The following is an 18,678-nucleotide window of genomic DNA, read 5'->3' on the forward strand; positions in this document are numbered from 1 at the left end:
CAGCAGTCTCGCGACGTCGACGTCGGGGTGCTCCTCACTCACCCTTCGTCGGCGTCGCCGTTGACCGGCCGGCATACCCGAACGGGTCGTTGTCACGCACCCCGCGATACATGCCCCATCGGACGACCCAAGGCATGACCACCCGTTCGACGGACCATGCCGGGAACCGGAACGCGTGGCCGGTGGGCAGGAAGACTTCCAGACCGTTGCGCTGAGCGCCGAGCAACGAGCCCCACCGTCGCACCGGCGCGCGGTAGGCGCGCATCGTTCGGCCGGCGAACCCCGCGCGGACGTTGCGCGCGACGAGCGCGTCGCCGCCGTTGCGGGCGGAGCTGCGTTGCGGGTCGGTGGCCGCGACGTCACCGACCGCGAACACGCCGCGCTGGCCGGGCACCTGCAACTCCGGCGTGACGCGCACGAATCCCCGCTCGTCCAGCAGGTCCGGCGGCAGCCACTCGGTGTTGGGCCGAACACGGCCGAGCGCCCACAGCACGGCCCCGGCGCGCGCCGGTTCCTGCCCGGTGCTCCAATGGACCGGCGCGCGGGTCACCTCGTCGCACGGGAAGCCGTCGGGCAGCGCCGCGCGGTGGCCGGGGTGGAGTCCGACGCCCAGGTCGGTTAGCCGGCGCCGGATGCGCTCCCAGGTGCGCGGGTGATAGCCGACGAGGGCGGCCGGCCCCGGAAAGTAGAGGTCGATCCGTTTGCCGGGCCAGGTATTCGCCATGTTGAAGGCGCTGCTGACCGCCGCCGCGCCGCCGCCGACGACGATCACCGAATCGGCGACGGCGAGGCGCCGGTGCGCCGCGTCGAGGTCGGCGCCGATCTCGGCGGCCGACTGCAGCGTGGGCCGGCGCCAGAAGCCGTTGCTGACCCCGGTGCAGACCACCAGCGCGTCGTAGGGCTCGGCGATGGTTGCCCCGTCGGCCGCCCGGCCGAACACCGTCCGGGCGGCCAGATCTACTCCCGTGAGCGCGGCCTGCACGGTTCGGACGCCGTCCAGCCGGCGGAACCGGTCGAAGGGGACCCAGTAGTCGCGGGCCCAGTCGTGCGGGCGGGCGAGCCGCAGGCCGAGTTCCTGGCCGCTCACGAGGGCGGGCTTGGCGGAGATCCCGACGACGTCGGCGTGCCGGGACAGGCGGATGGCGGTCAGGACTCCCACGTCGCCCAATCCGGCAATGACGACGCGTTTGCGGTTCATGGCCCTATCCTGCGTTGAGGCCGCGCGCGACGCGCGGGCGAGTTCGCAAAAGGTTGCCGGCGGCGTCGCCGGCACAGGTATGGTCGCACGGAGCTCATGGTCGATTTCCAGACGTCGATGAACCCACGTTGGCACGCCGCGTTGCGCGCCGCGGTGCGGGCCTCGGCCCCTCGTCCTGCCGCGGCGAGGCGGGCCGCCAAGGACTTTCAGCGACCGCTGGTGCCGGCCGTGCGTGCGGAAATTCGCTGGGCGTTCACCCCGCCGCGGACATGGCTCATGGGGGTGATCGCCAACATCGTCTTTGCCGCGGCGTGGTTGCTGGTGCAGCCGCTGGCCCCGCTCGGCCCCCACCACAACGACTGGGTGGTCCTGGTGGGCACCTATTTCTCCTCCTGGGTGCTCGCCGATGTGACCACGACGAACTTCCTGGGCGCCGACCATTACCGCGTCCGGCAGGCGATGTCCGACGGCGTGCCGTTCTGGCGGGTGCTCCTCATCAAGAACATTGCCCTGCTGGTGATCGTGGGGCTGCCCACCCTGGCGGCGGCGATGGCGCTGACGCTGTGGCTGGAAAGCCCCGCGCGGCTCGCGATCACCGTCCCGACCGTCGCGGTGCCCATCATCTCCTGGGTCGGCGTCGGCAATTTCATCTCCGTGCTGCACCCGGTGGGCGTCGAGCCGTTGATCCGCCGCTGGCGTCAGCGCCGCGACCAGCGTCGCACCGTCGGGTGGCTGCTCGCCCTCAGCCTGCCCTACGCGCTGTACTACGTCGCCGACCCGATGAACGGGGTCGAGCACCGGGTGTTGTGGAACCAGGTGCCGGCGATGATCTGGCCGGTGTTCGGGCGCGACACCAAGAGTTTCGTGCACCTCGCGATCGCGGCGGGGGTGTGGCTGGCCGGGACCGTGGCGGCGCTGTGGTGGGTCCGCCGGCGGGGCCTGGAAATCCAGTGAGGCTCGGGGCCGGTGTGCCGACGGTCGGGTCGCCGTAGTAGCGGTCGTAGCCGCTGCGGTCCCGCTCGGAAATCGGGATCCTGTCCGGCGCAGGCGATTTCGTTGATCCGCGTCATGGTGGCGACGAATCCCGGCACCGGCACGCCGATGGCGGCGGCGAGCCCAGCGAAGCTGTCGGCCCGCTCCAGCTCGAGCAGCCGCCGGCCCAAGGACATGTAGTCCGTTGGCGAACCGGCGGCCGGTCTGGCCGAACGGTCGGGCAGCCGGGCGGCGACCGTTCGGCCAGCATGACCGCGGACGCCTCGCCGGGGAGCGTCGCGACGGCGGTAAACCACCACGCCTGGTCCATCAGATCGGTGCCGGCTCCCTAGTTCTGCGCGGCGCGGGTGCCCGCGGTCGTAACGGCACCGCGAAATTCGCCGGGATGTTTCGCCGCGGCGTTACGCCCGCGATCCCGCCCGGTGCTGGTGCTGGCCGACCAGCTTCAATGCGCGCGCGGCCTTCGCCGGGGCCGTCAGGACGGCGGTGTGCGGCGCCTGGGGCCGTTTGCGGTCCGTCGGTTCCGCGGCGGGGCCGGTCGGCTGCCCGTCGGGCTCGGGTTCTCCGCCCACGGGGGTTGACTCCACGTCCCGGCCACTCGAGCGCAGCCGATTGGTGGCCGCCACCGCGAGAATCGCCAGCCCGGCGGTGCTCAGGCCCTGGGCCCAGCCGACGGGTCCGACGGGCGTGCACCCCAGCAGTTGGCTGACCCCCGGTGTGCTGACCATCGCGGTGAAAGCGGCGAACGACCCGGCCGCGGTGAACACCACCAGGGGCGAGTGCGAGTCGATGAGGGTCTGGCCCAGCTCGACCGAGACCAGCGAGATCAGCGCGACGGTCGAGGCGCGCTGCGGCAGCCCGGTGACCGAGCCCATCACCCAGGCCGCCGTCGCCGCGGCGGCGGTGATTCCGCCCCGGGCCACCACGGCCCGCCGCAACGCGCGTTCGTCGATGCCTCGCCCGACGCGTTCCACGGGCCCTGCGGGCGTGCTGACCGCGACGGCGGTGGCGGGCAGCGCGTCGGTCAGCATGTTCAGCAGCAGCAGCTGGCGGGTGTTGAGCGGGGAGACGCCGGTGAGCGCGGTGCCGATGACGGAGAAGAACACCTCGCCCGCGTTGGCACCGAGCAGGCCGGCCACGGCCGCCTGCACTCCGCGCCACAGGCGGCGTCCCTCGTCGATGGCGTCGATCAGCAACTCGATGCGGCCGTCGGTCAGCACCAGGTCGGCGGTGGTGTGGGCGGAATCGCTGCCACGCGCGACGACGCCGACGCCGACGCTCGCGGCGCGGATCGCGGCGGCGTCGTTGGCGCCGTCACCCACCATGGCGCAGACCCGCCCGGCCCGCTCGAGCGTCTGGACCACCTGCACCTTGTTCTCCGGTGACATCCGGGCAAAGATCACTCGGTCCAGGACCGCGGCTTCCTGGTCGGCCCGGGGCAGTGCGTTCCACTCGGCGCCGGTGATCACCTGGCCCTCGGTCACGGGCACACCCAGCTCACGGGCGATGGCGGCGGCGGTCACGGGATGGTCGCCGGTGATGAGCCGGATGGCCACCCCACGGTCCGTCAGCTGGGCGAGCAGCCGTGGCGCCTGCCGGCGTGGGGTGTCCGAGAGCCCCAGGAATCCGGTCAGTGTCAAGCCCTTGCCGCACAGGTCGGCGATGCCGTCGGGGTCCTGCCGTATCGACCTCGCCTGCTGGGTGGTGAGGCGACGCTCGGCCACGGCGATCACCCGAAGCCCCGCGGTGGTCAGGGCGGTGACGGCCTCGTCCGCATCCGGGCCGACCTGGCGGCACGCCGCCAGCACGACTTCGGGTGCACCCTTGACGGTCAGCCGGGTACCGGTCAGCGACGCCGAGAACGCCCTGCCCGACCGGAACGGCAGGTGGGCGTCGGGTTCGGATCGCGCGCCGGAACCCGCCGCTTCCGCGGCCTTGATGATGGCCTCGTCGGTGGCGTGCACGTGCGGGTTGCCGTCGTCGGCCGGTGCGGCCAGGGCTGCGCAGCGCAGGACGTTGTCGCCGGCGTGCTCCGCCACGGGGAGGACCTGGGTGACCCGAAGCCGGTTTTCGCTGAGCGTCCCGGTCTTGTCGAAACAGACGACCTCGACCCGGCCGAGCGCCTCGGCGGCCCGCGGAACCCGCACCAACGCACCGGCGTCGCCCAGGCGCTGCGCCGACGCGGCCTGCGCGAGGGTCGCCATCAGCGGCATGCCCTCCGGGATGGCCGCCACGGCGACGGCGATCGCGCTGCCCAGCGCCTGGCGCAGGACGCCGCCGCGCAACAGGCTCAGCGCGCCGACGGCGACGCCCCCGCCCGCGCTGAACGGGAACGCGCGTCTCATCAACCGGCTGAGCTGGTGATGGAGGCCCACGGTCGGCAGGTCACCTGAGGCGAGTTCGGCCGCGCGGCGCGTCTGGGTGTCGGCCCCGACGGCGGTCACCAGCGCGAGCGCGGTGCCGGCCACCACGGTGGTTCCGGCGTAGATCATGCAGCGACGCTCGGCCAGTTCGGCACCCGGTGTGGCCTCGACCTGCTTTTGCACCGACAGGGACTCACCGGTCAGTGACGATTCGTCGACCTCGAGATCATGTGCGTCGATCACCCGGGCGTCGGCGGGCACCACCTCGTCGCTGCGCACCTCGATCACATCGCCGGGCCGCAGTTGCTCGACGACGACGTCGCGGTAGCCGCGCTTACCGTCCGCCCCGGCCGTGACCAGCCGCGCCGGCGGCGTCTGCTGAGCCAGCAGCCGGTTGAGGCGATTCTCGGCCTGAAGTTGCTGGGCGGTCGACAGCATCGCGTTGCCGGTCAGCACCGTGCCGACCAGCAGGGCGTCGGTCGGCGACCCCAGCACCGCGGTGGCCGTCGAACACAACGCGAGCACCGGGGTCAACGGGTCGCCGGTCAACTCGGCGACGGCGGCCTTGGCGAACTGCCACACCCCGGCGGGCACCAACGTGCTACCCGACTCGGCCGGGTCGGCGGGGGGCTCGTCGGGCTCGCGCAGCGTCGCCAGCACCTCGCGGGCCCGTTCGGCCGACATCGCGTGCCACTCGTATGCCGGCGCGGGGCGCGGCACCTGGGTACGAAGCGCGCCGAGCGCCAGGAGGTACCCCGACAGCAGCCCCGCGGCGGAGCCGATCGTGACCGGCCCGGGTCCGCGGAACCTGCGGACGCCCGGCACCATGAACAGCGCGCCCAGCGCCGACGCGCCCACCGATATCGCGATGCCTTGCCAGCTCGCCTTCCTCGCTGCGGGTAGCGCGTGCAGCACCCGCCAGGCCCCGGCCAGGTCGTCCAGCATGAGATCGGAATGCCAGGGCGGCGCGCCGTCGGCACCCGGCCTGATGCCCAATCCCACGTCCGCGCCCGAAAGGGCTTGTGCGCCAGACGAGGACAGCACAGCGACGGTGTGTCCGTCGCGTTGCAGCTCGGACACGGCGCCGGCCAGCGCGTCGTCGAGCCCGCGGTCGCCGATCGGGCGGACGACATCGAACGCCGGTCGCAGGTCGCCCAGCAGGTCGGTGTCGGCCGACACCAGGCGCGCGCCGGAATCGCGCGCCTGGGTGATCACCGCCGACGCCAGCGGGTGCGGGGCCGGGGCCACGAGCGCCTCGACCGCGCCGTTGCCATCAGGTGCCACGCCTATGGGGTGCCAACCCGCGGCGGGGCCTTCGTCGAGCAGCGCCTGGGCGGCGGTCCAGGCCTCCGGCAATTCGCCATCGCCGGCGCCGCGTACGCTCACGACCCGCATGTCGGCGGAGCACAGCACGCGAGGATCGATCACCAGCGCGTCGACGGTGCTCAGGCGGCGCAGGCTTTCCGGCCGCAGCGGCAGCACCGCGTGCCGATCCGCCAAGCCCCGACCGAGCGTGGTGGCGAACGCCTCGTGGGTGGTGCGCATCGCCTTCGGTGACGACGCCAACGCCGCTGTCGACGCCATGGTGACGTTGCGGGTGAGCGCCCCGGTCAGACCGATGCCGCCAAGCTGTACCCACGCCATGCGGCGGGCGTGGCGTTCGATTGGCCCGGTCGGCGGTGCGACCGGCCGGGGCGAGAGGTGCAGGTCCGATTCGTCGGCATGACGGGCCAGCTCGGGCTCGTAGCGGGCCCACGCCCGCGCCGCGGCCCGGGACTCGGCGGCCTTGAACGCCTGCATCGTCAGGTCCACCGACAACTTCACCGGCGACAACGTCACGACGTGCGCGGCGGCCGCGGTCACCGAGAGCGCCGTCTCCGTCGCGCCGGCGCCGATGCTGCCCTCGAGCGCACGGCGCACCCACGGTTGATGATTCGCGATCGCCGACACCGCTTCGACGGCGACGGGTGCCGCGGGGAGCCGCAACGCCCGACCAGCGACCGCCACCGCGAACCCCGCGGCATTGAGGGCCACCATCGCGCCCCGGGCGGCCAACAGCAGGCCGTCGCCGGGCAGGCTGTCCGAGCGAGCGGAATCGGCGGTGTTCCAGTGCTTTTCGATATCGTCAAGCACCGAGCAGAGCTCGTCCAACGATCCCTCGCCGTCGATCTCGACGACCGCGCGCGACAGCGGACGGTTCAGGCTGACGCCCGTGACACCGGGATGTGCCCGCAGCGCATCGACGACAGCGCGACCCCGCTCCGCGCCGTCGAAGCCGTCGATCCCGCGCACCTCGACCCACAGGCGCCCGTCGCCGCGCCCGCATCGCCGGGCCAGCGTAGAGCGGGAAACCTCGCCCGACAGCACCTTTGCGCCGATCCGGACCGGCAGGGTCGCGACATCGATGAGTCCCGCGGCGGCCTCGAGTCCCATGGACATCACCCGCAGCGGCGAAAGCTGTGGCACGCGCAACCCCCTTCAGTCGCGGAACGAATGGTGCTTCGCGGGCACTCACGAGGGGCGCCGCCCCGGCCGACGCCCGATCCTTGCCGCAAACCCGACTAACCTAACCCGGGGTCGAGCAACCAGCAACTTGACAGGGATTCGAGTAAACAGCACGTAAATAGTCATCGGGCCTGCTGGGGACCGTCGGTCGCAATGTTCGGGCTCCCTGAATTGAAGTTTGAGCAAACCCTTACGGACCGTTGCGGTTACACGCGCGGCCAAGTCCGCCAGGATTAACACCGCGTCGCCGACCCGCCGGCGGGTCGGCCGTAGAAGCTGCCGTCCCCAAGGGACATGCCGCTGGCGCAGCCCCACGCGGCCAGCCCGGCGGTGCAGCGGCCGGCGGCGAAGAAGCCGGGGCGTGGGTTCGCCGCTGACGTGTAGCACCTTGGCCGCCCAGCGCGGTGGCCAGGCCGCCCAGGGTGAAACCGCCGGTGTTCTCCCGTCGATGGCGCCGGCAGGAGGGCCGATGGGCTCGAGCCATTGCGGCTTCTTTGCCGCAGCGGATCCTCGCCGCGGGCGGCGCCCGCGTTGTAGGCGGCGACGGTTGAGTGGATGTTGGCGCGGATTGCCGCCATTCGCCGAAATCGACGTGGGCGTGGCGGCGTCTGGCACCCTTCCGCGGTGGCGTCGATTTCGATATTCGCGAGCGCCACTGGCCCGGCTCGACCGGAAGCCTCGCCGAAAGCTCCCCCCTAGCCGCGCGACAGGAAAGCAAGCACGACGTTCTCGAAGGCCTCCTTGGCCTCGATCATCGCCCAGTGCCCGGAGTTGGGGAACACATGCAGTTCCGCGTTGGGGATGGTGCGCATCGGGATCAGCGCCATGTCGGGCGGGCTCACCCTGTCATCGCGGCCCCATGTCAGCAGGGTGGGTGCCGCCAGCTTGTGCATCACCGCCCATGGCAGCGGCCGGTCGGACGCGTTCATCGCGGCGAACGCCGCCTTGCCGTATATGCGGCGCGCGACGGCCAGCGTGTCCGGATCGCTCGCCGACCGCCACCGCTCTTCGACGAGTTCGTTGGTGACCAACGCCTGTTCGTACACCATCGATGAGCCAGTCGATCAGGCGTTGCCGCGTCGGGTCCTCGACGAATTCCTGCAGTAGCCGGATGCCCTCACTGGGGCTGGGGCTGAGTATGTTGGTCCCGATGCCGCCGATGGTGACCAGGCGGGCGATGCGGTCGGGATTGCAGATGCCGAAGTTGATGCCGACGCCGCCGCCCATCGAGTTGCCGACGATGTGCGCCTTTGCAACCCCCAGGGCGTCGAGCAGCGGCGTCACGGCGCCGAACGCGTCGACCATCGGATGACCGCCGAAGTCGTCGCTGACGCCGAAGCCGGGGAATTCCAGGATCAGGCAGCGGTGTCGCTCCGCGAATGCGGGGAGTATCCCGCGAAAGTTGCGCCACCCGGTCACCCCCTGGGCCGATCCGCAGTCGTAGTAGCGCAAAGCGCCCTTGGGAGTCGCGATTTCACGCAGGTCTGACTCGACGGCGGGAGTGTGTGCCACGCATGTCACCCTGCCACCATGCCGTGCGGCGGGCGGGAGTGCCGGTCCGCACGATGACGCGGCCACTTACCAGCCGACGTCGAGACGCGTTGCGCAACAGAATGTTCGGCGGCCTACCGCCTCTCGGGCGCGTCGCAGTTGAGCAGCTCCTTGAGTGCCTTGGGGAACGCGTCGGCCAGATCCCACAGCTCTCCCACCAGGTCCGGGCACGAGACGATGCCGACACCCAGCCGGCCATTGAGCGACATGACCGTGATGTTGAGCCCGGCGCCGGCGATGATCGGCCCGAGGGGGTACATGGCATCGATCCGGCAGCCCAGGAAGTACAGCTGTTCTTGGGGGCCGGGGACATTCGACAACACCAGGTTGTGCGGTGGCTTGTCCGGCAGGGGAATTCGGGGCAGCAGCCTCATCGCGGCGCCGAACATGGTCTGCCCGGCGACCTCGGTCCAGTCCTGCAGCAGGGTCGGCCCCATCGCGCCGGCGTGGTCCTTTGCCGCGGCGTTTCCGTCGGCGATGCGGCGCAGCCGCTCGACGGTGTCCTCGATGTGGGTCTCGAGCCGGCACAGCATCCAGGTGGTCTGGTTGCGGCCCGGCCGATCGGACCTGCCCCGCACCGACACCGGCACGCTGGCGACCACGGGTCTGTCGGGTAGTTCGCCGCGGTCGGAGAAGAACTGCCGCAAGGCCGCCGCGCAAAGGGCGGTCACCACGTCGTTGACTGTGACCGCGAACTTCTTCTTGACGGCTTTGACCTCATCGAGGTCCAGCGTGGCCAGCGCGACGTTGCGGTGCCGGGTGAACGGGCCGTTGAACGCGGTCGGCGGCGCCGCGAACGGGGCGGCCATCGTGTGCCCGCCGCGCGCGCGAAGGACCGTCTCCGCGAGTGTCAGCGCGGTCGCCGGCACTACCCTGGCCAGGCGCCAGGGCCGCAGCATCGCGCCGATCAGCCCGGACGCGGCGATCTGGAGCGGATGCGCCGAGCCTGCGCGGGCGGCCGGTTTCGGTGGCGGCGCGTCGGGCGCGGCGCTGGACAATTGCGCCAGCAGGTTGGCCCCGCCCACGCCGTCGATCACCGCGTGGTGCGCCTTAAGGATGACGGATAGCGCGGCATTGGCGTGGAGGCCTTCGACCACCCACATCTCCCACAGCGGACGATCGCGATCGAGCGCCAGTCCGGCGACGTGGCCGCAGATCTCGGCTAACTCGCGGGGGCCGCCCGGGGCAGGCAGGGCCACCCGGTGGAGATGGCGGGCGAGATCGAATCGTTCGTCGTCCACCCAGACCGGATGGTCGAGGTTCAGCTGGCTGTCGGCCAGCTTGAGGCGGAATTCGGGCACCGCGTCCACCCGTTCCGCTAGGGCCGCGCGGAACCGGTCGAACGAGTAGCCGTCCGGTGCTGCGCCGGGGTCGAGCTCGAGGACGCAGCAAACATTCAACGGCTGCGTCGGCGATTCCAGGTACAAAAAGAACGCGTCTAATCCACTGAGTCGTTGCATATCCGCTCGTCTCGCTTGTGCGGCCATGACCGCTGGTCACTCGCCCGACGGTCGATCCCAAGCCGCGGAGGCGGACACGAGCAGGGTCAACCGCAATCCCAACGTCTAATTTCTATCTGTAGCCGCTGGGACGGCGGCGGCAAACATCTCGCAGGCACATTCAGCGAAATTGCCTCCGCCGTTCACCTTTCGCGAGCTCCCCACGAGCGCCGCGCGGCGAGCAGCCGGTCCACCGAATAGTCGTTGTGGCCGCGAAACGCGATCACACCGCAGAGCGAGATCGCATGCAGGAGCTGTTCGCCGATGACATTGAAGTGCTCGATCGACGTCGCGCCGAGCACTAGCACGATCATCACCAGGGCGCCGGCGACGGCGGCCGCGCGCGTCAGGGCGCCGGCCAGCAACAGCAGGCCGGTGAGCAGTTCGGCGAACGGCAGCACGTACCCGCACCCCGAGACCAGCAAGGCGGGCAGCACCGACACCTTGAACTCGCCCATCAATTGCGTGTGAAAGGCTCCGAGCTTCGGCAGCCGGACCAGGCCGTGCCCGAAAAGGCTGGCGCCCACGGTCAGCCGTAGCAGCAGGTAGGCGAGGGCGCGGTCGGTGCGCTCGGATGCCGCGGGTGCATGCAATGTCGGTCCTCCTGGTTGGGGCCCCCGGGTTGGGGCTCGACCACGCTGAGTACGACGAGACGGGCCGTCTATCGGCTCGCCCTGCGTGGCTGGGATTTGTCGTGTTGGATGAGAAGGTATGTCAGGGCCGGCGGCGCCCGACCGGACGTAAGGGGGCGGGTATCAGCACTGGGCGGTTCGCACGTGAGATCGGCGCTGAGATCGAGGTCGACATCGATGCACCGACGACGCTGGACTTCCAGGTCACCGTGGCCCGTCAGGCGGGCATCGATCTCCGGGAATCGTTGGCAATCCGCTTGAACGGCAAGGACATCGAGGCGCGGGAGATTCTGGGCGAGCACGGGACGCGGATCCACACGCTGCAGGCCGACGAGGGCACCGTGACCCTGTCGTATGCGGCGACCGTAGTGGGGGAGGCCGAACCAGCACCGGTGAGTGACATCGATCTGATCACCTACCTGCGCCCGAGCCGGTACGCGGAAGCCGACAAGTTCTTCGGCTTCGCCGCGACGGAATTCCAGGAGTACGGCGCGTCCAGAACGCTGTTGGAAAAGGTGCCGTCGTGGGTGGGCACCCGGCTGAATTACGTTCCGGGGTCCAGTGATCCGATCGACGGCGCCACGGACACACTGCTGGCCGGTTCCGGCGTCTGCCGGGATTACGCCCACCTGGTGATCGCCCTGCTCCGCGCGCTCAATGTCCCCGCGCGGCTGGTGGCGGTCTACGCGCCCGGATGCCAGCCCATGGACTTCCACGCGGTGGCGGAGGCGTTCGTCGACGACTCGTGGCGGGTCGTCGACGCCACCTGCCTCGCGCCGCGGCAATCCATGGTTCGCATCGCCACCGGACGCGACGCGGCCGACACCGCGTTCCTCGACAACCATAAGGGCGCCATCACGCTGAAGAACATGACGGTCACGGCGGTCGTGGACGGTGAGCTGCCGCGAGACTCGGTCGACCAGCTGGTGAGCCTGCGCTAGTGTCGTGAGTCGTTGGTTCGGGTGCAGCCTTCGCTCCTGTTTCCGAGCGTGGGCCCTATGGAGGAAAAGTGTTGGAAAATGTGTACTTTTCCCCCACGTTCGACGTGTTCACAGCGGGATGCACGGCCGAAGATGCTGGTGCACCATTAACGACTCACGACGCTAGCCGCCCGCGACTGTGGCGCAGGCCACGGGCCGACGGCGTTTCGCCGGTGCGTGCCGCGGGGAATGTCGGGGACAACACCTACCGACACCCACCGATGCGGAGGAGAGGGATGTCCGAGAAGAGCGGTCCCCAGGAAGCGGTCGAAGGCCTCGTCGAGGGCGCGAAGGGCAAGGTCAAGGAGGTCGCCGGGGCGGTGACCGGCAACGAGGACCTGCTGCGCGAGGCGCAGGCCCAGCAGGACAAGGCCGACGCGCAACGCGAGGCTGGCCAGAAAGAGGCCGAGGCCGAGGCCGCTCGCAAAGCGGCCGACGCGAACGAGGCACGCCAGAAGGCCGAACAGGGTTAGTTTCCCGCCAGGTGGCCCGGTCACGCCAGTGAGCGGGCCACCGTCGTGTCGCGGCCGGGAATGAAACGCCACGCCGCACTGTCGAAGACGTCATGAAGCTGAACGACGCAGCCCGGGATTTCATCGGGAAGGGTGCCGACGCTACCCTGGTCACGCTCAACCCCGACGGCAGCCCGCAGGTGAGCCTGGTCTGGGTAGCGCTGCAATCGACGCCCGACGGGGACGAGCTCGTCACCGCGCACCTCGCCGAGCACAAGAAGGTGCGCAACGTGCGCAACGATCCGAGGGTGGCCGTCACAGATCGTGGCGCTCGACGCCGTCGGCGAGGCGATGCGGCCGTACCTGTCCGTCACGGGCACCGCGCGCATCGTCGAGGGCGGCGCACCCGAGCTCTTGGCGGAGCTGGCGGAGACCCTGGCGGCGCCCGGCACCCCCTTCCCTCCGGATGACGCGCCCCCCGGGTACCTGACCCGCATCCGCATCGACAAGGTCGGCGGCGTCGGTCCCTGGGCCTCCTGACGCGCGACATTCACCCTTCCGATACCCGGAGTAGCGGAATACAGTGGGTGGGTGACGACCGGCGAAGACGGCAGGCACCTGCGCACCTGCCCACTGTGTGAAGCCATGTGCGGCTTGGAGATTCAGGTCGACGGCGGCCGCGTGACAGGAATTCGGGGCAACCCCGACGACGCCTGGAGTCACGGGCACCTGTGCCCGAAAGGCGTGTCCCTGGCCGCGCTGCACGACGATCCGGACCGCATCCGCCGTCCCATGATCAAGGTCGACGGCCAATGGCGGGAGGTCAGCTGGGACGCCGCGTTTCGCCGCTGCACCGAACTGCTGACGCCGGTCATCGAGAAGTACGGGATCGGCGCGGTCACCGCCTACACGGGAAACCCGCTGGCGCATTCGTTTTCACTGGCGCGGTACGCGGGGGTGCTGCTGGGCATGTCCGGGATGCCGGTCACGTACTCGCCGGGAACGGTCGACCAGTGGCCCAAGAATCTGTCCTCCCACCTGATGTACGGCCTGTGGTGGAACTTCCCGGTGCCCGATGTCGAACGCACGGACCTGCTGGTGATCATGGGAGCCAACCCCGCCGCCTCGCAGGGTTCGCTGCTGGCCGCGCCCGACGTGATGGGGTTGATCCGCAAGATCAGCGACCGCGGCAAGGTGATCGTGATCGACCCGGTGCGCACGCAGACGGCGGCCCGCGCCGACGAGTGGCTATCGATCGTGCCGGGTACCGACGCGGCGCTGCTCTTGGCGGTCGCGCACACGCTCTTCGACGAGGACCTGGCCAACCCCGGCCCGCACGTGGACGGCGTCGACACGATGCGCCGGATCGCGGCCGACTGGCCGCCGGAACGTGTCAGCGCCGCCACCGGCATCGGAGAAGACCGCATCCGGCGGCTTGCCCGTGAGCTCGCCGGCACACCCAGGTCCGTGGTCTACGGGCGAATTGGCTTGTGCAACCAGGAGTTCGGCAGCCTCGCCAGCTGGCTGGTCGACGTGATCAACATCCTCACCGGTCATTTCGACACCCCCGGTGGCGCCATGTTCCCCAGGCCCGCCGCGTGGTCGATCACCACGCAGCCCCTGCCGGGGCTGGAGGGCGGCGCCGCCGAATTCGGCCGTTGGCACACCCGCGTTCGCGGCGCCAAGGAGGTCCTCGGTCAGGCCCCCGTGTCCTGCCTGGCCGAGGAGATCGCCACCCCCGGCGACGGACAGCTCAAGGCCCTGATCACGGTCGCGGGCAACCCGGTGCTGTCCACGCCCGGCGGCGACAAGCTCGACGAGGCGCTGCCGATGCTGGAAGCCATGATCTCCGTTGACCTTTGGCTCAACGAGACGACCCGGCACGCCGACGTCATCTTGCCGGGCCTGTCGCCGCTCGAGCAGCCGCATCACGACGACCTCATCCTGCTGTTCGCGATCCGCAGCATCGCCAATTACTCCCCGCCGGTGTTCGATCCGGGCGACCGCCCCCACGAGTGGGAGATCCTCATCCGGTTGACCGGCCTGTGCACCGGGACGCCGGCCGAGGACGTCGACGTGACCGCGATCGATGACGGGTTCTTCGACTACCTCGCCTTCACCCAGGGCCTCGACGGGGCGGAGCTGCGCAAGGGCTACACGCACGGCGGCCCGGAGCGCACGCTCGACCTCACCCTGCGTACCGGACCGTTCGGGGACCGGTACGGCGCAAACCCCGGCGGCCTCACGCTCGACATGCTCAAGGCCAATCCGAACGGGATCGACTTCGGGCCCATGGTGCCGCAACTGCCCGACCTGCTCGCCACGCCGGACAAGAAGATCCGGCTGGCGCCACAATACCTGCTCGACGACCTGCCGAGGCTGGCGGCGCGGCTGAAGCGGCCGCCCGAGTCGCTGGTCCTGGTGAGCCGCAGGCACCTGCGGTCGAACAACACGTGGCTGCACAACGTGCCCGCGCTGATGAAGGGGAGGGACCGGTGCACGCTGCTGATCCATCCCGATGACGCCGCCCGCTGCGGTGTCGACGACGGAGACGTCGTCACCGTGAAATCGGCGGCGGGAGAGATCAGGGTGCCCGTCGAGATCACCGAGGCGATCAGGCCGGGCGTGGTGTCGATGCCGCATGGCTGGGGACACGGCAAACCCGGCACCCGTCTGGCGGTGGCCAACGCCTCGCCCGGCGTCAACACCAACGTGCTCTCGCCGCCGACGTTCCTCGACGAGCCCTCCGGTAACGGGGCGCTCAACGGCATTCCGGTGACAGTCATCGACGACCGCGCCCGATTCCGGGCAGCGCCCACCGCCTGAGGGCGGCGATTCACAGCGGATCGATAACCGCCGTCGAGCCTCCTGCTAACCGCGGAGTGCACAACTGATCGATGGCGACAATCATCCCCGTGAATCACAGACATCCGCAAAGACACTTTGCCAAAGGCATTTTCGCGGTGTTGGCAACCGTCGCGACCCTCGGGCTCGCGGCGCACGCGCACCACTGCGACGCGAGAAGCGCCGCGGCACCGGTGCACCTGGCCGGCTTCTCGCAAACACCGTTCGGCGGCAGCGGTTTTCCCGCCGATGGCGACGACGACGAGGCCCAGCTACAGCTGCAGCAGATGCAGCAGATGCAGCAGGCCGAGCAAGAGGCTGAGCAGCAACAGGAGTTGGCCACTCAGGAGGCGCAACAGGCCGAGCAGCAGGGCCTGCTGACCGAACAGCAGGCCACCCTGTCGGTTCCGGGCAGCTGACCGCGTCTTGTTTCGCCCCCGATCGGCATTGTGCGTCCGCTCACCTTGGGACGCCCGGACTGAACCGTTGCCGGGGCCCGCCTCGTCGGCAGGGGCATGACTGCAACACAGCAATCCACATCGACGGCGCGGGCGGCCCATCACGGCCGCGGCGCGCCCCGCATCACCGGGGCGGCGGTCGCCTTCACGCCGCACCGGTACGACCAGGAGCAAGTGGCCCGAGAACTGACGGATTTCGTCGAACCGGCATTCATGCGCTTCGCCCGCACCACGGGAGTCGACCACCGCAGCCTCGCGCTGCCGCTGTCGCGCTACCCCGGGCTGTCGGGATTCACCGAGGCGAACGACGCCTACCTGGAGGTCGCCGTCGACCTCGGTGAGCAGGCGATACTTTCGGCGCTCGCGGCCGCGGGCGTCGAACCTCACGAGGTGGACACCATCGTCATGGTCTCGAGCACCGGGATAGCCGTGCCCACCATCGATGCGCGGCTCATGTCGCGGGTCGGCCTGCGGCCCAACGTCAAACGGGTCCCGCTCTTCGGGCTCGGATGCGTCGCGGGCGCCGCGGGGATGGCGCGCGTCCACGACTACCTGCACGGCTACCCGGGGGATGTAGCCGTGCTGTTGAGTGTGGAGCTGTGCTCGCTGACGCTGCAGCGCACCGACACGTCCATCCCCGCCCTCATCGGGGTGTCGCTGTTCGGGGACGGCGCCGCCGCCGTCGTCGTGGCGGGCGCGGATCGAACCGAATTGCACGCCAACGGCGTTCAAGGTCCGAGCGTGTTGGCCACGCGCAGCAGGGTGGTCCCCGAGACCGTCGACGTGATGGGCTGGAACGTCGGCTCCAGCGGCTTCCAGCTCGTGATGTCCCGCGACGTCCCGAAGATGGCCGACGACTATCTGCGGGCCGAGGTCGACAGCTTCCTCGCCGACCACGGCTTGTCGATCGGCGACATCTGGGCGTGGGTGTGCCATCCCGGCGGTCCGAAGGTGCTCGATGCAATCGAGAACGCGCTGGAGCTGTCGCCGGGGGCGCTGGCCCACAGCCGGAACTCGATGCGGGACAACGGCAACGTCTCGTCGGCGTCGGTCCTGGACGTGCTGCGCCGAACCGTCGCCGACCCGCCGCCCGAGGGCTCGCTCGGGGTGATGCTGGCGATGGGGCCGGGCTTCAGCTTCGAACTTCTGCTCCTGCAGTGGTGAGGTGACCATGTACTACAACCTTTTAATCCTCGCAATCGCGGCCGAACGCCTCGTCGAGCTGGTGGTCGCCCAACGGAACGCCAAGTGGTCGATGGCCCGCGGGGGCCAGGAATTCGGTCGCGATCACTACCCGGTGATGGTGAGCATGCATGCGCTGCTGCTGGTTTCATGCGTCGTGGAGGTGTGGGCCCTGCACCGGCCGTTCGTGCCCTGGTTAGGGTGGCCGATGCTTGCCGTCGTAGCGGCGAGCACCGCCGTCCGCTGGCGGTGCGTGAGCGTGCTCGGCAGGCACTGGAACCCGCGGCTCATCGTGATCCCGGGCGCGCCGTTGGTGCGCGACGGGCTGTACCGCTTTGTCCGTCACCCCAACTACACCGCGGTCGCGGCGGAGGTGGCGGCGCTGCCGTTGGTGCACTCCGCCTGGCTCACGGCGGTGGCATTCAGCCTGGCCAACGCGTCGGTGCTCTGGATCCGGATCCGCACGGAGAACGCCGCCCTGGGCTACGCGTGACGCCCCGTCAGGGCGCGATCGGTCGATTCGTCCATTCCCGGTCGGGCCGGCGCGACGAGCGGAACCAGCCGCCCGCCGCGCCGGTTCCGCCGTCGGTGGGGATGGTGTGGCCGGTGACGAATCCCGAGAGGTCGGAGGCCAGGAAGAGGATGACGCGGGCCTGATCTTCGGGGACGCCCATCCGCCCGACGGGAACCCACTGCGGCCACTGCGCCTGCTCGTCGGGCGACAGCCACCGCGAGTACGGCACCTGTAGGGACTCGGTCACGTCGGGGCCGATCGCGTTGACGCGCACGCCGTCGCGGCCCACCTGGACCGCCAGGCTGCGGGTGAAGTGGATGACCGCCGCCTTGAAGGCGGCATAGACCGGGTCCTCCGGGTAGCCGCGCAATCCTTCGACCGACGCGACGTTCACTATCGCCCCGGCCCGCCGGTCGACCATGGCGGGCAGGAACGCGCGAGTCACCAGGAAAACGTGGTGCAGGTTGATGCGGTAGAGCTCGTCCCACAGCCCCGGGTCGGTATCGGCGAAGCGCCCCGGGTGCCGTAGCCAGTGACCCACGTTGTTGACCAGCACGTCGACCCGCCCGTTGTGATCCAGCACCGATCGCGCCAGCGCCGCCACCTGTTCGGCGTCCCGGACATCCGTGGCCAGTGCCGAGGCCGACCCGCCGGCCGCCGTGATGTCGCCGGCCGTTCGCTCCGCCAGCTCGCGGTCGATGTCCGCGATCACCACGCGGGCGCCGTGCTGGGCGAACAGCCGCGCGGTCGCCGCGCCAATGCCGCCGCCACCACCGGTCACCACCGCGACCCGGTCGTCGAGCAGAGCAAAGGTCCCCGGCCCTTCCATGCCTCACATCTTGGGCCACTGTTCGGACGCCGGCGCGGCGTACCCAATTTTTCGGACCCCAAAACGTGACGTGGCCGGCGATCGCGCGGTATTCATCGGCCGTCTTTGCGACGGCGGAACGGGTATTCGCCTCGCACTTAGGAGCTGATGCCAATGATGACAACGGACCCAACGCGGTTATTGCCAAGTTAGGCAATGAACCGGCGAATTCACCATCGTCATAGCCCGCAATCTGTCGCGGTGGCGCTGGCCAGCCGGTTGATCGTCAAGAACGCGGTACGCGCGTGGGCGTTGCAGCCCGATATGCATGGGTATTTGCTGCCCGACGCCGAGCTCACGGCGCAACGGCTGGAAGCCAGCGGGGTGCGCTGCGCGCTTCACCTCTGGGACAAGCAGATTCACGACTTTCCCTTGGCCGCGGACGTCTTGCCCGAGGGTCGGCGCGCCATCCGGCACATCGGAGACTTCCTCAAACGGGCGACCGCCGCGGCCGCGCAGGCGCCCCGGCAACTCGCCGCCGCGGCGGGGTAGCTTGCCGACACCTCACCGCCTGCGCGAGCAGACGCAAAGGCACACTAGATCGCGGCGTGTCGCGGGCTTTTGCGTCTGCTCGCGGGGTGTCGGGGGCCGCAGGTTACCCGTGGCCGGCCATGCCACGCGCCCGAGCGACATGCCCCC

Annotated in this window: 13 protein-coding genes and 5 pseudogenes; 9 read left to right on the plus strand and 9 right to left on the minus strand. The window is 70.1% G+C overall.

Annotation, left to right across the window (positions count from 1 at the left end):
* Window positions 1-34: 34 nt before the first annotated feature.
* Entirely contained in the window at window positions 35-1,198 is a 1,164-nt protein-coding gene (locus SKC42_RS15905) for an FAD-dependent oxidoreductase (protein WP_330965255.1), read from the minus strand.
* Window positions 1,199-1,294: 96 nt separating this feature from the next.
* On the opposite strand from SKC42_RS15905, the gene SKC42_RS15910 reads away from it, so the two are divergent.
* Window positions 1,295-2,152 (plus strand): hypothetical protein, encoded by an 858-nt coding sequence (locus tag SKC42_RS15910; protein ID WP_330965256.1) that lies wholly within the window; start codon window positions 1,295-1,297, stop codon window positions 2,150-2,152.
* Here the strand turns inward: SKC42_RS15910 and SKC42_RS15915 are convergent.
* From SKC42_RS15915 to SKC42_RS15940, 6 genes and pseudogenes are all read right to left on the minus strand, one after another.
* A pseudogene (locus SKC42_RS15915) lies at window positions 2,151-2,519 on the minus strand (3-ketosteroid-delta-1-dehydrogenase); the annotation flags it as partial. The gene SKC42_RS15910 and the pseudogene SKC42_RS15915 overlap by 2 nt on opposite strands.
* Before the next feature lie 73 nt (window positions 2,520-2,592).
* Window positions 2,593-6,993 carry a cation-translocating P-type ATPase gene (locus tag SKC42_RS15920; protein ID WP_330965356.1) on the minus strand — a complete coding sequence of 1,467 codons (4,401 nt, stop codon included), beginning with the start codon at window positions 6,991-6,993 and terminating at the stop codon, window positions 2,593-2,595.
* Window positions 6,994-7,292: 299 nt separating this feature from the next.
* Window positions 7,293-7,610, minus strand: a pseudogene (locus tag SKC42_RS15925) (flavoprotein); the annotation flags it as partial.
* A gap of 144 nt (window positions 7,611-7,754) precedes the next feature.
* A pseudogene (locus tag SKC42_RS15930) lies at window positions 7,755-8,580 on the minus strand (alpha/beta fold hydrolase).
* 104 nt (window positions 8,581-8,684) lie between these two features.
* Complete coding sequence (locus tag SKC42_RS15935; protein ID WP_330965257.1) at window positions 8,685-10,070, minus strand: WS/DGAT/MGAT family O-acyltransferase; 1,386 nt, start codon at window positions 10,068-10,070, stop codon at window positions 8,685-8,687.
* 182 nt (window positions 10,071-10,252) lie between these two features.
* A complete protein-coding gene (locus SKC42_RS15940) occupies window positions 10,253-10,702 on the minus strand; it encodes a DoxX family membrane protein (protein WP_330965258.1) in 450 nt (149 codons plus the stop codon).
* Between the two features lie 161 nt (window positions 10,703-10,863).
* Here SKC42_RS15940 and SKC42_RS15945 point away from each other — a divergent pair, with 161 nt between their 5' ends.
* Complete coding sequence (locus SKC42_RS15945) at window positions 10,864-11,682, plus strand: transglutaminase-like domain-containing protein (protein WP_330965357.1); 819 nt, start codon at window positions 10,864-10,866, stop codon at window positions 11,680-11,682.
* 275 nt (window positions 11,683-11,957) lie between these two features.
* Window positions 11,958-12,194, plus strand: coding sequence for a microaggregate-binding protein 1 (gene mbp1, locus SKC42_RS15950; protein ID WP_330965259.1), 237 nt, complete (start codon window positions 11,958-11,960; stop codon window positions 12,192-12,194).
* A 20-nt stretch (window positions 12,195-12,214) separates the two neighbouring features.
* Here mbp1 and SKC42_RS15955 read toward each other — a convergent pair whose 3' ends face one another.
* The gene (locus tag SKC42_RS15955; protein WP_330965365.1) at window positions 12,215-12,448 is read right to left on the minus strand and encodes a hypothetical protein; all 234 of its coding nucleotides are present in this window, start codon (window positions 12,446-12,448) and stop codon (window positions 12,215-12,217) included.
* On the opposite strand from SKC42_RS15955, the pseudogene SKC42_RS15960 reads away from it, so the two are divergent.
* The 5 genes and pseudogenes from SKC42_RS15960 to SKC42_RS15980 all read left to right on the plus strand — a co-directional run bounded on the left by SKC42_RS15960 (window position 12,341) and on the right by SKC42_RS15980 (window position 17,150).
* Window positions 12,341-12,713: pseudogene (locus tag SKC42_RS15960) on the plus strand (TIGR03618 family F420-dependent PPOX class oxidoreductase). The gene SKC42_RS15955 and the pseudogene SKC42_RS15960 overlap by 108 nt on opposite strands.
* A 51-nt stretch (window positions 12,714-12,764) precedes the next feature.
* The gene (locus SKC42_RS15965; RefSeq protein ID WP_330965260.1) at window positions 12,765-14,999 is read left to right on the plus strand and encodes a molybdopterin-dependent oxidoreductase; all 2,235 of its coding nucleotides are present in this window, start codon (window positions 12,765-12,767) and stop codon (window positions 14,997-14,999) included.
* 71 nt (window positions 15,000-15,070) lie between these two features.
* Window positions 15,071-15,436 (plus strand): hypothetical protein, encoded by a 366-nt coding sequence (locus SKC42_RS15970; protein WP_330965261.1) that lies wholly within the window; start codon window positions 15,071-15,073, stop codon window positions 15,434-15,436.
* A 96-nt stretch (window positions 15,437-15,532) separates the two neighbouring features.
* On the plus strand, window positions 15,533-16,639 hold the full coding sequence (locus tag SKC42_RS15975) for a type III polyketide synthase (RefSeq protein ID WP_330965262.1): 1,107 nt from the start codon (window positions 15,533-15,535) through the stop codon (window positions 16,637-16,639).
* A 7-nt stretch (window positions 16,640-16,646) separates the two neighbouring features.
* Window positions 16,647-17,150, plus strand: a complete 504-nt coding sequence (locus SKC42_RS15980; protein WP_330965263.1) for an isoprenylcysteine carboxyl methyltransferase family protein — start codon at window positions 16,647-16,649, stop codon at window positions 17,148-17,150.
* 7 nt (window positions 17,151-17,157) lie between these two features.
* Here SKC42_RS15980 and SKC42_RS15985 read toward each other — a convergent pair whose 3' ends face one another.
* Complete coding sequence (locus SKC42_RS15985; protein WP_330965264.1) at window positions 17,158-18,000, minus strand: SDR family NAD(P)-dependent oxidoreductase; 843 nt, start codon at window positions 17,998-18,000, stop codon at window positions 17,158-17,160.
* Window positions 18,001-18,315: 315 nt separating this feature from the next.
* Here SKC42_RS15985 and SKC42_RS15990 point away from each other — a divergent pair.
* Window positions 18,316-18,531: pseudogene (locus SKC42_RS15990) on the plus strand (alpha/beta hydrolase); the annotation flags it as partial.
* Window positions 18,532-18,678: the final 147 nt, after the last annotated feature.

It is taken from the genome of Mycobacterium sp. 050134 (assembly GCF_036409085.1).
GTDB lineage: Bacteria > Actinomycetota > Actinomycetes > Mycobacteriales > Mycobacteriaceae > Mycobacterium.

Excerpts from the sequence above, each read along its gene's own strand:
- SKC42_RS15905 (WP_330965255.1), bottom strand. The coding sequence starts at position 1,198 with ATGAACCGCAAACGCGTCGTCATTGCCGGATTGGGCGACGTGGGAGTC.
- SKC42_RS15910 (WP_330965256.1), top strand. The coding sequence starts at position 1,295 with ATGGTCGATTTCCAGACGTCGATGAACCCACGTTGGCACGCCGCGTTG.
- SKC42_RS15920 (WP_330965356.1), bottom strand. The coding sequence starts at position 6,993 with ATGTCCATGGGACTCGAGGCCGCCGCGGGACTCATCGATGTCGCGACC.
- SKC42_RS15935 (WP_330965257.1), bottom strand. The coding sequence starts at position 10,070 with ATGCAACGACTCAGTGGATTAGACGCGTTCTTTTTGTACCTGGAATCG.
- mbp1 (WP_330965259.1), top strand. The coding sequence starts at position 11,958 with ATGTCCGAGAAGAGCGGTCCCCAGGAAGCGGTCGAAGGCCTCGTCGAG.
- SKC42_RS15970 (WP_330965261.1), top strand. The coding sequence starts at position 15,071 with ATGGCGACAATCATCCCCGTGAATCACAGACATCCGCAAAGACACTTT.
- SKC42_RS15975 (WP_330965262.1), top strand. The coding sequence starts at position 15,533 with ATGACTGCAACACAGCAATCCACATCGACGGCGCGGGCGGCCCATCAC.
- SKC42_RS15980 (WP_330965263.1), top strand. The coding sequence starts at position 16,647 with ATGTACTACAACCTTTTAATCCTCGCAATCGCGGCCGAACGCCTCGTC.
- SKC42_RS15985 (WP_330965264.1), bottom strand. The coding sequence starts at position 18,000 with ATGGAAGGGCCGGGGACCTTTGCTCTGCTCGACGACCGGGTCGCGGTG.